The sequence below is a fragment of the Marinimicrobium agarilyticum DSM 16975 genome, from assembly GCF_000423345.1.
Taxonomy (GTDB): domain Bacteria; phylum Pseudomonadota; class Gammaproteobacteria; order Pseudomonadales; family Cellvibrionaceae; genus Marinimicrobium; species Marinimicrobium agarilyticum.
In genome coordinates this window covers 1-14,391 of sequence record NZ_AUHU01000017.1, presented here as the reverse complement: position 1 = coordinate 14,391, position 14,391 = coordinate 1, and the positions used below count along the sequence as shown (strand labels likewise).

Genomic DNA, 14,391 nt, shown 5'->3' with positions numbered 1-14,391 from the left:
AGTGCCAGATAAGTCATGCTCCTCTGGTCTCGACGGTTGAGCTCAGGCGTGAGGGGCGAGGTTTCCTTCGTGGGCAAAGAACGCTCGTCCCTGAGCGAGTGAGGAGAGGCGGACTGGTGTGACCCCAGTGTTAAGCGGCGGACTTACTGATTTGAGGCCAAATGGGTCACGTTCTCGTTGGAGTTTTCGACCTCTTCGAGTAACGCTTCGGGCTTACCCTTGCACGCTTTGGCCAGTTGGTCCCGGCGTTCGGCGAGCAGCAGGCCGATGGCCTCGCTATGCTCCTCGCTGATGCCCTCAATCTGGGTTTCAATCAATTGGGTAATATTGGCGGCCAGCTCCAGCAGCTTGTCGTGGGCTTCCGCGGCTTTTTTGTCATCAAACATCTTTCCATCCCGATCGCATTTCCAAACGGCGACTACAGCCATGGTTTACCTCCTGGGTCATTACTGTTTTTACATACAGTATTGGCTTGAGGCGGGCTTGTCAACTGCTAAAGCTAATGACGGCCAGTGTCAGGCAGGTGAGTATCAGCGCGAGTTGCGGCCAGCGCAGGAATTGGCCGCGCCAGAGAGTCTGCCGGTGAGTGGTTGGGGCTGATGTTTTGGTTGAGGGGGTACGGCGGGTTGTGGTGGAGGCGCCTGTGGGCCTATCGGCCCTACGAGAGCCGTGCGTCAGGCGCAGGGTGTAGATCCAGGCTCCGCTGGCGCTCAAAAGCGTGAGCATAATGCCCCATAGAAACCACAGGAAGCGGGTGAGCTGGCCGCCGAAGGTGCCGAAGTGCAGAGGGTCGGCGGCTTCGGCGATACGTTGGTGCAGGTTCAGTTGTTCTCCCCGGAACCGATCGAGTACCTCTCCGGTGGCGGGGTCGAGTAACAGAAGATTGGTACGGGGGCGGACCAGCAGGGCAGTGTCCTGGCCGTGAAGAATGATCGGCTGGTTTTCTCCGCGAAAGAACAGGCTGTCCAGGTGGTAGCCGGGCCACTGAGAAAGGGCGGAGTTCAGTGCGTGGTTCAGGTGTTCGGCGTCGCGTGGCAGCCTGCCCGCCTCGGGCAGCGGGGTCAGGGCGCTGAGTGCCTGCGGGGCGGACGCCCCCCACTCTTCAACCAAGTACCAGAAGCCGGTTAAACCGATAATCAGAATAAACGGCAGGCTCCACAACCCCAGCCAGCGGTGCAGGTTGCCCCACCAGCGGCGGGGTGGGTCCGTTTTCGTCGGTGATTTGAAAAATCCCCGCCACCAGCGCTTGAAGATGGGAAAGGCGGAGATCAACGACAGTAGTAGGGGGAGGCTGAGCAGCGTGACGAGGGTCAGCCCCCAGGCGAGCGGCAGCATCAGGTGCCGGTGCGCCTCGCGCAGAAACCGGTGGGCGTTGAACCAGTCGGCCACCCCCTGGACTTGCGCGCTGTAGGGGTTGATGTAGATGCGGCGCAGGTCCCCTTTTTCGTCCTTGACGATCAGCTCCGAGGCCATGTAGCCCGGCAGGTTCACGTGGAAGTAGTGGGGCGTCCAGTTGGGGTACTTCTCAAATGCCGCCGCCAATTGGGTGCCGACCGGCATGCGCTCGGCGTTGGGGTAAGGTGCTTCGGCCCGCAGAGCGGGCGTGAACAGCCAGTCCACTTCGTAGGCGTAGACGGCGACGGTGCCCGTCAATGACACGAAGAAGAATAGCAGGCTCAGTTTCATGCCCACCCAGGAGTGGAGGCTGAACCAGAGCCGTCGTCGGCTTTTCGAAGCGCCCGTCATCGGGTTTTAGAACTCGCGGCTGAGTGTCGCGACGACTCGCCGGGGCTCTCCCGGGAAGTGGCCGGTACGGGTAATAAAGCCACTCTCCGCATAGACTTCGTCGAACAGGTTTTTCACGTTGACCTGCAGCTTCCAGTATTCGAATTGGGTCTGCCAACTGGCATCGAACACGGTATAGGCGTCGACCGGGTCACCCTGAATGCCAATCTGGTCACCTTTGTAGTCGGCGCCGAAGGCGATCGCCGACTGAATGCTCAGGAAGTCATAGCGAGTCCAGAGGCCGATGGTCTGATCCGGGGTGTTGGCAAAGTCGTCGCCGGTGGCGTTGGTAATGCCATCGGTGGCCTCCAATACTTTGACGTTGTTGTAGGCGTAGTTGAAGGTCATGGTCCACTGGGGCAGCAGGTCTGCGCTCAGGTCCAGTTCTGCGCCACGACTGCGTACCCGGCCGATGGCCGCCAGGTCGTCGATGCCGTCGTTGCCTACATCACCCAGTGGACTGGTTTGCAGGACGTTGCGACGCTCGATTTCGTAGGCGGCGAGGTTCAGTCGGGCTCGGCCGTCGAGCAGTTCGAGCTTGGCGCCCAACTCGAACTGCTCGCTTTCCTCGGGTTCAAACGGACCACCGGCGTCGGGGGTCTGGCTGCCGGGGGATTGCGGGACGAAACCCTCGCTGATGCTGGCGTAGACGTTGGCCCCCGGGGTCAGGTGGTAGACACCGCCGAGGCGGTAGGTGAGGGCGCTGTCGCTGTCTTTTTCGGTGTCGTCGCTGTCGGCTTCAAAACTCGTGTGGCGCAGGCTGGCCAGAAGGTCCCACTGGTCGGACAGGCGCACCAGATCCTGTAGGTAGAGGCCCACTTGTTGAAGCTCGCTCTTGGCGGGCGTTTCCCAGGGGTTGTCGTCCAGCCCGTATTGGGCGCGGGAGGTCTGGCCGTACACGGGATCATAAAGGCTGAGCGGTGGCACCACGCCTCCGTCTTCGATGGGCGAACCGCGTTTGGCTTTGAAGTCGTCCTGCTGGTCGTAGATTTCCGCACCGATCAGGAACTGGTGCTCAATGTCGCCGGTGTCGAAATCCATCATCAGGTTGCCGTAGGCGGACAGGCCCTCATTATTGCGCACCTGGTCGCGGAACTGGCGCTTCATCATGTCCTCTACGCCATCGTCATTGGAGTCGTACAGCCCCCGAGGCTCGTGGTAGTTCTGTTTTTCCTGGTTTTCATAATAGCGGGTGGCCATGTCGAGGCGCACCGTGGGGCTGAACTCGTGTTGCAGCCGGGCGTAGAGAATATCGGCTTCCAGAGAGAGAAAGTCGGCTGGTTCATTGTGGTTCCAGCTTGTGTCCACCAGGAAATCGCCATTCTCATCAATGGGCACCCCGCGCAGGCGGTTGCCGCCGAGGGTTTGATCGACAAAGGAGTACTTCATTTGGGCCCGTGTGGTGTGTGAAGGCTCCCACACCAGCGCCAGGTCGCCCTGATCGTTATCGTTGGTGGTGTTGTTGCGGAACGGCTCTTCGGTCTCTTTCAACATGGCCACCCGGTAGCCCACGTCACTGTCACCGAAGGCGCCGGTCGCCTCGAAGTTGACTCCCGTCAGGTCATAATCACCGGCGATGATCTGGGCACGAGCGTACGGCTCCAAAGAGGCCTGACTGGTGTTGTAGTTGATAAGCCCGCCGGGCTGGCCGGCTCCGTAAACGGCGCCACTCGGCCCTTTAAGAACCTCTACTTGCTCGATGCCGAACAGCCGGGGCACGGTGAAGCCGGCGTAGGGGTCGCCGCGCAGCCCATCGTAGAGCACTTCGTCCTGACGGAATCCGCGAAAGCTGACGCCGGAGTAGCTGAAGAAGTTCACGCCGCTGATGCTGCGGTAGAGGTCGCGCGCATCTCGGGCGCCCTGGTCCTGAATCAGGTCTTTATTCAATACCTGAACTGAGGCCGGAATCCGGGTCAAATCAGCGCTCAGGCGGGTGGAGACGGAGGACTCGGATACTTGATATAGCGTCTGGGCGCGGCCGGTAACGATGAATTCCTCGGTCACGGGTGGGGTTTGCTGGGCCCAGCTATGGCTGGTGGCGAGTAAGGCAAGGGGAAGTAAAGACTGCTTAAACACGGGAATTTCCTTCGCATCATTGTAAGTGTTGCGAATAGTAATAGTTATCATTTTATTTTGCAATAATGCGTGTCACGCTGAAACGACTCTGTATCTTGTTCGTGGGAGTGTGGATAATGCGCCTCTACATTGCCGATTTCAGGAAGGACTGTGTCAGACGCTCGATTACCCCCGTCATCAACAACCGTGAAACGCCCTCCGAGTTTGTTGCGCTCCAGCTCTCTGGTGAGTGCCTTCACCATGCTCTCGCGCGTATTGGGGTTGTTGCGGGATATGGTGTTTGCCCGGGTGATTGGCGCGGGGGCCGGAGCGGACGCTTTTTTCGTTGCGTTTAAAATCCCCAATTTCATGCGTCGGCTGTTTGCCGAGGGCGCTTTTGCTCAGGCCTTTGTACCGGTGTTATCCGAATACCGCCAAAGAGGCCCTCACGAGGCGGTCAAGGCGCTGGTGGATCGGGTGGCCGGGTGCCTCGGTTCGGTATTGATTTCGATCACCCTGCTGGCGGTAGTGGGGGCACCGGTTGTCACGGCTATTTTTGCGCCGGGCTTTTGGATGAACACGCCGGACAAATACGACCTTACCGTCGATATGGTGAGAGTCACATTTCCCTACCTGTTGCTGATTTCCCTGACCGGTCTTGCCGGAGCGATCCTCAATAGTTACGACCGGTTTGCGATTCCGGCTTTCACTCCGGTGCTGTTGAATCTGAGCCTGATTATCGCAGCCTTGGTTGCGGCCCCGCTGGTGGAGACGCCGGCGTACGCGCTAGCGTGGGGGGTCATGGTGGCGGGGGTGGTTCAGCTGTTGTTCCAGTTGCCTTTTTTGCAGCGGGTGCACCTCTTGCCCGCACCGAAAGTCGACTGGAAAGACCCAGGCGTCCGGAAAATTCTGTGGCTGATGGCGCCCGCGCTGTTTGGCGTGTCGGTCAGCCAGATCAACCTGCTGCTGGATACGGTGCTGGCCTCCTTTCTGCCCACCGGTAGCGTATCGTGGCTTTATTATTCGGACCGGCTGGTAGAGTTGCCGCTGGGTGTGTTCGCGGTGGCGCTGGCGACGGTTATTACGCCGAGCCTCTCCCGTCAGCACGCCGCCGAGGACCCGGAGACCTTCAGTCGTACCCTCGACTGGGCGGTCCGCAGCGTGCTGGTGCTGGCATTGCCAGCCTCGTTGGCATTGGTCCTGTTGGCGGAGCCTATTCTAATGACGCTGTTTCAGTATGGCGAAACCAGCGTTCGGGATATGACCATGGCCGCGCTCAGCTTGCGGGCCTATGCGCTTGGCCTGCTGGCGTTCATGTTGATCAAGGTGCTCGCGCCTGGGTACTTCGCCCGCCAGGATATGAAAACCCCAGTGCGTATCGGCATCTATGCCATGGTGGCGAATATGGTGCTGAACCTGGTGTTCGTCTTGCCGCTGTATTTCTGGTTCAACATCGGCCATGTGGGGCTGGCCCTGGCGACTGCGTTGGCCGCGTACCTGAATGCGTTTCTGCTGTTTCGGGGGCTTCGGCAGCGGGGTATTTACCAACAGAGCGCTGGTTGGGGGTTGCGGTTGGCACGTTTTGCGGGGGCTAACGCAGTGATGGTGGCGTCACTGCTGGCGTTGCTCGCTTACTGGTCTGACTGGGCAGAGTGGGGGTGGTGGCCGCGTGTATGGCGGCTGGCGCTGCTGTGCGGTGTAGGTTTGGCGGCATATGGCCTCAGTTTGCGAGTATTTGGCGTTAAATTCTCTGAATTCCGCTCCAACCGGTAAAAACGCGCCAAAAGTGACAAATAAACCGACAGGTGGGCGAGTTTGTGCTACGCTTGTTGATATGGGCGACAATAATCATTCCACACCGACTGGTGCGCCTCTCCAACCCGGTTCACCAGTCTCGCGTGAGGCCCCGGCAAATAATGCCGGTTCGGCTTCAAGTGCCTCACGTCCATCTTCCCGGTTAACGCCCTGCCAGATTCACCTGTCTTTCGATGACGTCAGTGCGCTGGTACTTGCGAACCTCTCGCCCTCGCCCCAGGCCACTGTGATCACCCTTGAGGGCCTGCGCGCCCAACTTTCTGAGGCGGGTTACGGTGCTTTTTATGCGCCGACTGCAACGCTTGAGGCCCTGGTGCAACAAGCTAACAGTGGCAAAGCCGGGCAGTTGGTCGTTGCCGAGCGGCGCGATGCTCGCATGGAGTGGCATATCAGTCGTGACCGGATGACCGCGGAGCTGACGTTGCACGCGGCTTGGGGCGGTCGGGCGGTCACTGACCGCGACCTGGCGAAAGCGTTGCAAGACCAGGGTGTCCCCCAGGCCTGCTGGTTGCGCAAGACGCTGGGGCGGGTCCTCCGTCAGGGGCATGCTGAAGCGGTGATTGTGGCGCGGGCGGTCCCGCCGAAAGAGGGTCAGAATACTCGGTTCCACTCTCTGGTTGCCCGAGAGGAGGACCTGAACCTTGAGGAAGACGCTCGAGGGCGTGTGGACCTTTATCACCTGCATGACTTTGTCGTAGTCGAGCCGGGCACGCCTCTCATGCGACGGTTACCGGCCACTGCGGGAGAGCCTGGACTGACGGTGCTGGGAGAACCCCTGGCGCCCAAAGCCGGTCGGGACCGACCGTTTGACCCTAAAAGTGAGGGTGTGAGCCCGGCCCCGGACGATCCAGACCTGTTGGTCGCCGATATTCGTGGCCACCCGGTTTTCAGTGGTGCGGGCGTGCGAGTGGATCCGACGCTCCGGTTGAAGGCCGTGGGGCTCGAATCCGGCAATATCGACTTTGACGGTTCGGTCGAAGTGGCGGGCGATGTGGGCAGTGGTTTTGTGGTCAAAGCCACCGGCGATATCGTCGTGCGGGGAATGGTCGAGAAGGCTGATGTCAGCGCTGGCGGCAGCCTGGCCATTCTGGGCGGTGTCATGGGGGAAGAAGTGGGGAAGCGCCATGACGGCGACCTGCAGCTGAGAACCCACCTGAGTGCTGGCGGGATCCTGAGTGCCAAGTTTATCAACCTGGCTGAGGTCCGGGCCAAGGGAGATATTCACGTACGTGAATACGTGCTGCAAAGTCGCCTGAAGGCCGGGCAGGACATTGTTCTGGGTCAGCCAACCGGAAAAGGCAGTCTGATCGGCGGCTGGGCTCATGCCGGGCGGGCGGTCATTGTGAACCGCCTGGGCAGCGAGGCTGGTGTGGCCACTGAGGTCAGCGTCGGGAGGCCGCCGGAGAAAAGCCGTCGGTTGCAGTCGCTCAAGCAGGCTCTCGAATTGTGCGAGCACAATTGGCACAAAGTCGTGGAAACCCTCCAGTGTATCGAGCGGGGTGAGCGCAGCGCGCCCGCCTCGGAAAAGCACCAGCGCCTCTATGTGACCCGCGACGCTCTGCGCACTCGCCGACAGCGCCTTTTAACACTCATAGAACGGCTTGCCTCCCGGCGGCAGTCCTCCGACACCTGTCGGGTAGAGGTCAAACGTCAGCAGCATGCCAACATCAGTCTTACCGTCGACGGCGTTCGGCGGTATGACAGCCTTGAGCACGGCCCTTCCTGCTGGGTTCGCATCGGGGCCGAACTTCTCAATCGCCCCTGAACCGCTCTCACAGAGGCCCTGTACCTCTTACCCCCGCCGGTCGGCTACTGTATACTCACGCGTTTCTCAACGGTTGACTGAACGAGGCACGCGGGTATTACTGTGAATCCGGCCCCCAGAGAGTTCATTCGCGGGCTGCACAATCTGCGCCCCCGCCACCGGGGCTGCGTAGCGACCATCGGCACCTTCGATGGCGTGCATCTGGGCCACAGAGCCATACTGCGCCAGTTGACCGACGCCGCGAGGCAGCACCAGCTGCCGGCCGTGGCCATCATATTTGAGCCCCAGCCACACGAATACTTCGCCCGGGAGCGCGCCCCGGCGAGGCTGATGCGGTTGCGGGAAAAAATTGAAGCGCTGTTCGAGGCCGGCGTCGATCGCATACTCTGTCTGCGCTTCAACGCCGACCTGCAAGGCCTGACCGCGCGCGAGTTCATTGACCGAATCCTCGTGCAGGGGCTGGGCATCCGCCACCTGGTGGTGGGCGATGACTTCCGCTTCGGCTGCGATCGGGCCGGCGACTTCGAACTGCTCACCGCCGTCGGACGTGAACAGGGCTTTACCGTCACCGACACCTGCACACTGGAAGTGGCCGGTAGCCGGGTGAGCAGCACCCGAATTCGCGAGGCATTGGAAGCAGGGGAATTTCTCCTGGCAGAACAACTGTTGGGGCACCCCTACCAGATCACCGGCCGGGTCGGCTATGGCAAGCAATTGGGCCGGCAACTGGGCGTGCCCACCGCCAATGTGCAGCTGCGACGCTACCGCTCGCCACTGCGCGGTGTGTTCGCCATCACCGCCCACCGGGCGGGCGGGCGAGTTCACAGCGGCGTGGCCAACGTCGGCGTGCGGCCTACCGTCAACGGCGTGCCCCGGCCCATTCTGGAAGTCCACCTGTTAGACTTCTCGGAAAACCTCTATGGCGAGCACATCGCGGTAGAATTTCACCGCAAGCTGCGGGACGAACAGAAATTTGAATCGGTCGACAGACTGCGCGACCAGCTGCAAAAAGACATTGCGCAAGCAAAGCAGTTTTTTAGCGGACGTAGACAGATACACTGACGTCAGCATGTGGCACTGAGGCCCGGAGTGGAGCGAGCCTATCCTGGACCGTGGAGCGGGGGACCCGCGATTCGAGCCCCCAGGGAGGGGTTTACGGCGTGTCCAGGATAGGCTCGCTCCACTCCGGGCCGGCCCAAGCTGACGAAGCACCTAACATACGCGAAAGCCACAAATACTTGGCGAACCAGACGACTATGAGCGACTACAAAGCAACCCTGAACCTGCCCCATACCGCCTTCGCCATGAAGGCCAACCTGGCACAGCGCGAGCCCGAAATGCTCAAGCGCTGGCAGAAAGACAACCTCTACCAGCAAATCCGCCGGGCCCGGGCCGGTCGAGAACCGTTCATCCTGCATGACGGCCCCCCCTACGCCAACGGTGACATTCACATCGGCCACGCCGTCAACAAAATCTTGAAAGACATCATCGTCAAAAGCAAAACGCTGAGCGGCTTTGATGCCCCCTACGTGCCCGGCTGGGACTGCCACGGCCTGCCCATTGAGCACAACGTCGAAAAGAAACACGGCAAAGCCGGCACCAAGCTCGATGTCAAAACCTTCCGGCAAAAATGCCGGGACTATGCCGCGCGTCAGGTCAAAGGCCAGAAAGAAGACTTCATCCGCCTAGGCGTGCTCGGTGAGTGGGACAACCCCTATCTCACCATGGACTACAAGTTCGAAGCCGACATCATTCGCGCGCTGGGCAAAATCGCCGATCAGGGCCATCTTCACAAAGGCTTTAAACCCGTCTACTGGAGCGTTGTGGGCGGCTCTGCCCTGGCCGAAGCCGAAGTCGAATACCAGGACAAAACCTCTTACTCCATCGACGTGAAGTTTGCCTTTACCGATCAACACGCCCTGGAGCACGCCGTGCCCGGTCTGGCCGGAAAAGGCGATGTCTCCCTGGTGATCTGGACCACCACACCCTGGACTCTGCCGGCGAATCAGGCCGTCAGTGTCAACCCTGAACTGGACTACGTTGTGGCCCAGGTCGGTGGCGAGCGCCTGTTGGTGGCCGAAGCCTTGCTTGAGTCCGTGATGCAACGCGCCGGGGTTGAGGGTTATGAGATCGTGGGCCGCACCCCTGGTAAAGAACTGGAGAACCTGCAGGTCCAACATCCGTTCTATGCCCGCCAGGTACCGGTCATTCTCGGCGACCACGTTACGACGGACGCCGGTACCGGCTGCGTTCACACCGCCCCGGATCACGGCATGGACGACTTCGTCGTGGGCCAGAAATACGGCATCGGAACTCTGAACTACATTGACGACAATGGCGTTTATCGGGATAGCGTGGAAACCTTTGCCGGCGAGCACGTCTACAAAGTGGACGAAAAAGTGGTTGCCTTGCTGGAAGAGAAGGGCGCTTTGTTGGCCCAGGGCAAAATCACCCACAGCTTCCCCCACTGTTGGCGCACCAAAACCCCGCTGATTTTCCGCGCCACGCCCCAGTGGTTTGTCAGCATGACCAAGAACCAGTTGCGCGAGCAGGTCTCCGACGCCGTGGACGAGGTCCAGTGGGTGCCGGACTGGGGCCGGGCACGCATCGATTCCATGCTTGCCTCGTCCCCCGACTGGTGCATCTCCCGGCAGCGTACCTGGGGTGTGCCCATTGCGCTGTTCGTCCACAAAGAAACCGGCGACCTGCACCCCGACACTCCGCGGTTGATTGAAGCGGTGGCCCAGCAGGTGGAGAAAGAGGGAATGGACGCCTGGTTTGAGCTGGATGCGGCCGAAATGCTCGGTGCCGATGCAGAAAACTACCAGAAAGTGACCGACACTCTGGATGTCTGGTTCGACTCAGGTGTGACCCACTTTGCGGTGCTGCAGCAGCGGGATTACTTGCGCTACCCGGCGGACTTGTATCTGGAAGGCTCCGACCAGCACCGCGGCTGGTTCCAGTCCTCCCTGAAGACCGCCATGGCCATGAACGGCAAGCCGCCCTACAAAACCGTGTTGACCCACGGCTTCACCGTCGACGCCCAGGGCCGGAAGATGTCCAAATCGGTCGGCAACGTGATTCCACCGCAGAAAGTCATGAAAGAGCTGGGCGCGGATGTGCTGCGCCTGTGGGTGGCGGCCACCGACTTCAGCGGCGAGATGAGCGTGTCCGATGAAATCCTCAAACGGACCGCCGACTCCTACCGCCGGATTCGCAACACCACCCGCTTTATGCTCGCCAACCTCAACGGGTTCGAGCCGGGCGAGCATGCCGTGGCGCCGGAGAAGATGGTTGCCCTGGACCGCTGGATCGTGCGCCGCGCGGCCGAGCTGCAGGACGAGATCATCAACGCCTATGACAACTATCAATTTCACCTGATCTACCAGAAACTGCATAACTTCTGCGTGGTGGATCTGGGTGGCTTTTATCTGGATATCATCAAAGATCGCCAGTACACCACCCGTTCTGACAGCCGGGCCCGGCGTTCGGCCCAGACGGCGCTCTATCATGTGGTGGAAGCCATGGTGCGCTGGATCGCACCGATCCTGAGCTTTACCGCTGACGAAATCTGGCCGCTTCTCCCGGGAGCCCATTCGGGGCCGGTGTTTGCCGCCGAGTGGTACGCGCTCCCGCAGGCGGAGGAGTCTGATTTCAGCGTTGAGGATTGGCACCGGATCGCGGAAGTGAAGGATGCCGTCAACAAAGTGCTTGAAACCCAGCGCGCCGCGGGCGCCATCGGCGGCTCGTTAGGGGCGGAAGTAACCCTGTTTGCCAACGAGGATCTGCGGCGCGTGTTGCAGAAACTGGGCGATGAGTTGCGCTTTGTGCTGATCACTTCCACGGCTCAGGTGCGGCCACTGGATGAGGCCACCGAAGCGGAACTGACCGATATCGAGGGGCTCAAAGTGGCGGTTGATAAAGCCTCTTATGAGAAGTGTGGCCGTTGCTGGCACCACCGCGCCGATGTGGGCAGTGACCCCAAGCACCCGGACATCTGCGCCCGCTGCGTCGACAACGTCGAAGGCCAGGGCGAAGAGCGCCATTACGCCTAACCGGCTCGGAAACTCGTAGAAACTGCAGGGCGGGTAAGCGAAGCGCACCCGCCACTCACCCGGTGGCAGACTCACCCCGAGCTCGCCCGCGAGTGCCACACGATTGATAATGGAACAGAAAAAACATGCCTGTGAAAATACCTGCCCGCGCCTGGCGCTGGTACGCCATCGCCCTGATCGTGATCGTCTTGGATCAGATCAGCAAATACTGGGTTTCTGCCACGCTTACCTATGGTGACCCGGTGGTTTTTACGCCGTTTTTCAACTTCACGTTGCTGCACAATCCGGGGGCGGCGTTCAGTTTCCTGAGTGAAGCGGGGGGCTGGCAACGCTGGTTTTTCACCGCCGTGGCGGCGATTGTCAGCGTTGTGCTGGTGGTCTGGTTGGCACGCGTGGCCGAAAAACGCTATGAAGCGCTGGCGCTGGCGCTGATTCTGGGCGGTGCCATCGGCAACCTGTACGACCGGGTGGTGCTCGGTCACGTCGTGGACTTCATCGTGGTGCATTACAAAGACTACTACTGGCCCGCGTTCAATATTGCGGACTCCGCCATTACCGTCGGCGCGGCCCTGCTGATACTCGACATGCTTCTGGGTAACAAGGACAAGCGCCATGACTGAACAACTGCCCGTCGGGCCGGGAACCACCGTCACGTTGCACTTTGCGTTGCGTCTGAAAGACGGAGAGGAGGTGGACTCCACCTTTGGGAAAGATCCCGCCGTTTTTACCGTGGGTGATGGCAACCTGCTGCCCGGCTTCGAAAAAGCGCTTTTCGGTCTCAAGTCCGGTGATGAAAAGGTACTGACGATCTCCCCGGAAGACGGCTTTGGTCAGCATAACCCCAGCAACCTGCAGGAGGTCCCACGAGACCAGTTTGGGGACGACATTGAGCTGGAAAAGGGTTTGATGCTTTCCTTTGCCGACGCTCAAAAAGCCGAGTTACCCGGCGTAGTCAGCGAGTTTGACGATAAAAGGGTGGTTATCGACTTCAATCACCCGCTGGCAGGGCGCGACATCTTATTCGATGTGGCTATTTTGAACGTTGAGCCAGCTCAGGTACACTGATTGTATGGAAATTAAGCTCGCAAACCCCCGTGGCTTCTGCGCTGGCGTCGACCGCGCGATCGATATCGTCAACCGCGCGTTGGATGTCTTTGGCGCCCCAATCTACGTTCGTCACGAAGTCGTTCACAACAAATTCGTGGTCGATAGCCTGCGAGAGCGCGGCGCGGTGTTCGTCGAAGAGCTCGAGCAGGTGCCCGACGATGTCATCGTGATTTTCAGCGCCCATGGCGTATCCCGGGCGGTCCAGCAGGAAGCGAAAGAGAGAGGGCTTCAGGTCTTTGATGCCACTTGCCCGCTCGTGACCAAAGTGCATATGGAAGTCGCCCGCTACAGCCGCGAGGGGCGGGAGTGCGTCCTGATCGGCCATGCTGGCCACCCTGAGGTTGAAGGCACCATGGGGCAGTATGACGCCAGCAACGGCGGGACCATTTACCTGGTGGAAGACGAAAATGACGCCGCGGCGCTGGAGGTCAACGATCCGGAGCACTTGGCCTACGTGACCCAGACGACCCTCTCCATGGATGATACCGCCAAGGTGATTGATGCCCTACGAGCCAGGTTTCCCGCGATCCTGGGGCCCAAAAAAGACGATATCTGCTACGCCACGACCAACCGCCAGGATGCCGTGCGCCAGCTGGCCCTGGAGTGCGACCTGGTGCTGGTGGTGGGCTCACACAACAGTTCCAACTCCAACCGCCTAAGGGAGTTGGCCGAGCGCTGCGGCACAGAGGCCTATCTGATCGACGGCCCCCAGTGCATCCAGCCACCGTGGCTGGAAGGCAAGCGGAGTATCGGCATCACCGCCGGGGCCTCCGCACCCGAGGTCCTGGTGGAGCAGGTGCTGGACCGGTTGAGAGGCTTCGGCGCAAAAACTGCCGAGGAGTCGGCTGGCATCCCGGAAAACATCAGCTTCAGCCTTCCCCGCGAATTGCGTTAATAGGCTGAAACGTTTTTTTGCAAGGGAATACTCGCTGTGCGAATGTGTTGGCAGGTTGGCGTATTAACCTTGAGCAAAGCATTCGCTGGCATCAATCTCGGCTCGACGTACCCTGCCCATGCGAGACAGCACTAGCTTGTAGTGGTTGGAGCCACGGTTCTCACTGCATACGGTAATAGTACCAGCCAGAAACCCTCCTAGGGGGCTGCCCCCCGCATGCCGACTTTCTCCGGTACCGACGTATGAAATGTACCGCTTAACCCAGTCGTTCCCCTCTATAGATACGCCGTGACTCTCTACTCGGTGTGAAAATACCAGTGTTTCGCTCGAATCCCGGCGACCGTTGTGGTTGTCGTCGTCAAACAGCTGCCAGCCGTTTTCCCAAGAGCCGAGCGCGGCCAAGGTTGCCCGCCCATTGTGGCTGACGGCACGATGGCGTGTGGCCTGCATAGCCTCTTGAAGGTTCTGGGTGAGAGTGAGCGTACGGGTACGTTCAATTTGAGCCTGAAGGCTGGGTAGCCCGACAGTCAGGATTAGCGAAAGAACCACCAAAGTGACGAGCAGCTCCAGAAGTGTTAGCTGTATTAGTTCAGACCAAATCTGACACTGCCTCTTGAAAAAGGGAGGGTTACCGGTTTTGATTGATGGTGACGAAACCTGAAATCAAAACACATTAGAGGTAACCCTCATGCTCAATAGTAACGAACGTATCATTAAACACAAGGTCGGATTGCTGAATTTGGCGGAGGAGCTGGGTAACGTCTCCAAGGCCTGCAAGATGATGGGCGTCTCGCGAGACACCTTCTACCGGTACAAAGAAGCGGCTAACGAGGGCGGTGTGGAGGCCCTGCTTTACAAGGATCGTCGAGTGCCGAATGTCCGCAATCGAGTCGACCCAACCGTTGAATTTGCTG

General features: G+C 59.9%; 12 protein-coding genes. 8 read left to right on the top strand and 4 right to left on the bottom strand.

Annotated features, from left to right (window positions below; all coding sequences use genetic code 11):
- Window positions 1-143: 143 nt before the first annotated feature.
- The 3 genes from G547_RS0115040 to G547_RS0115030 are packed head-to-tail and all read right to left on the bottom strand — an operon-like array spanning window position 144 to window position 3,861.
- Window positions 144-428 carry a YebG family protein gene (locus G547_RS0115040; RefSeq protein WP_027330560.1) on the bottom strand — a complete coding sequence of 95 codons (285 nt, stop codon included), beginning with the start codon at window positions 426-428 and terminating at the stop codon, window positions 144-146.
- A gap of 58 nt (window positions 429-486) precedes the next feature.
- On the bottom strand, window positions 487-1,746 hold the full coding sequence (locus G547_RS21735) for a PepSY-associated TM helix domain-containing protein (RefSeq protein ID WP_051235571.1): 1,260 nt from the start codon (window positions 1,744-1,746) through the stop codon (window positions 487-489).
- 6 nt (window positions 1,747-1,752) lie between these two features.
- Window positions 1,753-3,861 (bottom strand): TonB-dependent siderophore receptor, encoded by a 2,109-nt coding sequence (locus G547_RS0115030; protein WP_036188999.1) that lies wholly within the window; start codon window positions 3,859-3,861, stop codon window positions 1,753-1,755.
- A gap of 150 nt (window positions 3,862-4,011) precedes the next feature.
- Here G547_RS0115030 and murJ point away from each other — a divergent pair, with 150 nt between their 5' ends.
- From murJ to ispH, 7 genes are all read left to right on the top strand, one after another.
- Window positions 4,012-5,613, top strand: a complete 1,602-nt coding sequence (murJ, locus tag G547_RS0115025; protein WP_027330558.1) for a murein biosynthesis integral membrane protein MurJ — start codon at window positions 4,012-4,014, stop codon at window positions 5,611-5,613.
- 61 nt (window positions 5,614-5,674) lie between these two features.
- Window positions 5,675-7,420 carry a flagellar assembly protein A gene (locus G547_RS0115020; protein ID WP_169449459.1) on the top strand — a complete coding sequence of 582 codons (1,746 nt, stop codon included), beginning with the start codon at window positions 5,675-5,677 and terminating at the stop codon, window positions 7,418-7,420.
- A 102-nt stretch (window positions 7,421-7,522) separates the two neighbouring features.
- On the top strand, window positions 7,523-8,482 hold the full coding sequence (gene ribF / locus G547_RS0115015) for a bifunctional riboflavin kinase/FAD synthetase (protein ID WP_027330556.1): 960 nt from the start codon (window positions 7,523-7,525) through the stop codon (window positions 8,480-8,482).
- 194 nt (window positions 8,483-8,676) lie between these two features.
- The gene (gene ileS / locus G547_RS0115010; protein ID WP_027330555.1) at window positions 8,677-11,475 is read left to right on the top strand and encodes an isoleucine--tRNA ligase; all 2,799 of its coding nucleotides are present in this window, start codon (window positions 8,677-8,679) and stop codon (window positions 11,473-11,475) included.
- Window positions 11,476-11,600: 125 nt separating this feature from the next.
- Window positions 11,601-12,095 carry a signal peptidase II gene (gene lspA / locus G547_RS0115005; RefSeq protein ID WP_027330554.1) on the top strand — a complete coding sequence of 165 codons (495 nt, stop codon included), beginning with the start codon at window positions 11,601-11,603 and terminating at the stop codon, window positions 12,093-12,095.
- Entirely contained in the window at window positions 12,088-12,540 is a 453-nt protein-coding gene (locus G547_RS0115000) for an FKBP-type peptidyl-prolyl cis-trans isomerase (protein WP_027330553.1), read from the top strand. The genes lspA and G547_RS0115000 overlap by 8 nt, the downstream gene beginning before the upstream one ends.
- 4 nt (window positions 12,541-12,544) lie before the next feature.
- Window positions 12,545-13,477 (top strand): 4-hydroxy-3-methylbut-2-enyl diphosphate reductase, encoded by a 933-nt coding sequence (gene ispH, locus G547_RS0114995; protein WP_027330552.1) that lies wholly within the window; start codon window positions 12,545-12,547, stop codon window positions 13,475-13,477.
- Window positions 13,478-13,540: 63 nt separating this feature from the next.
- Here the strand turns inward: ispH and G547_RS21730 are convergent, their stop codons facing one another.
- On the bottom strand, window positions 13,541-14,026 hold the full coding sequence (locus G547_RS21730) for a GspH/FimT family pseudopilin (RefSeq protein WP_281167780.1): 486 nt from the start codon (window positions 14,024-14,026) through the stop codon (window positions 13,541-13,543).
- 139 nt (window positions 14,027-14,165) lie between these two features.
- Between G547_RS21730 and G547_RS0114985 the strand changes: the two genes are divergently transcribed.
- Window positions 14,166-14,391 (top strand): helix-turn-helix domain-containing protein (locus G547_RS0114985; protein WP_027330551.1); only part of this gene is annotated, 226 nt, incomplete at its 3' end.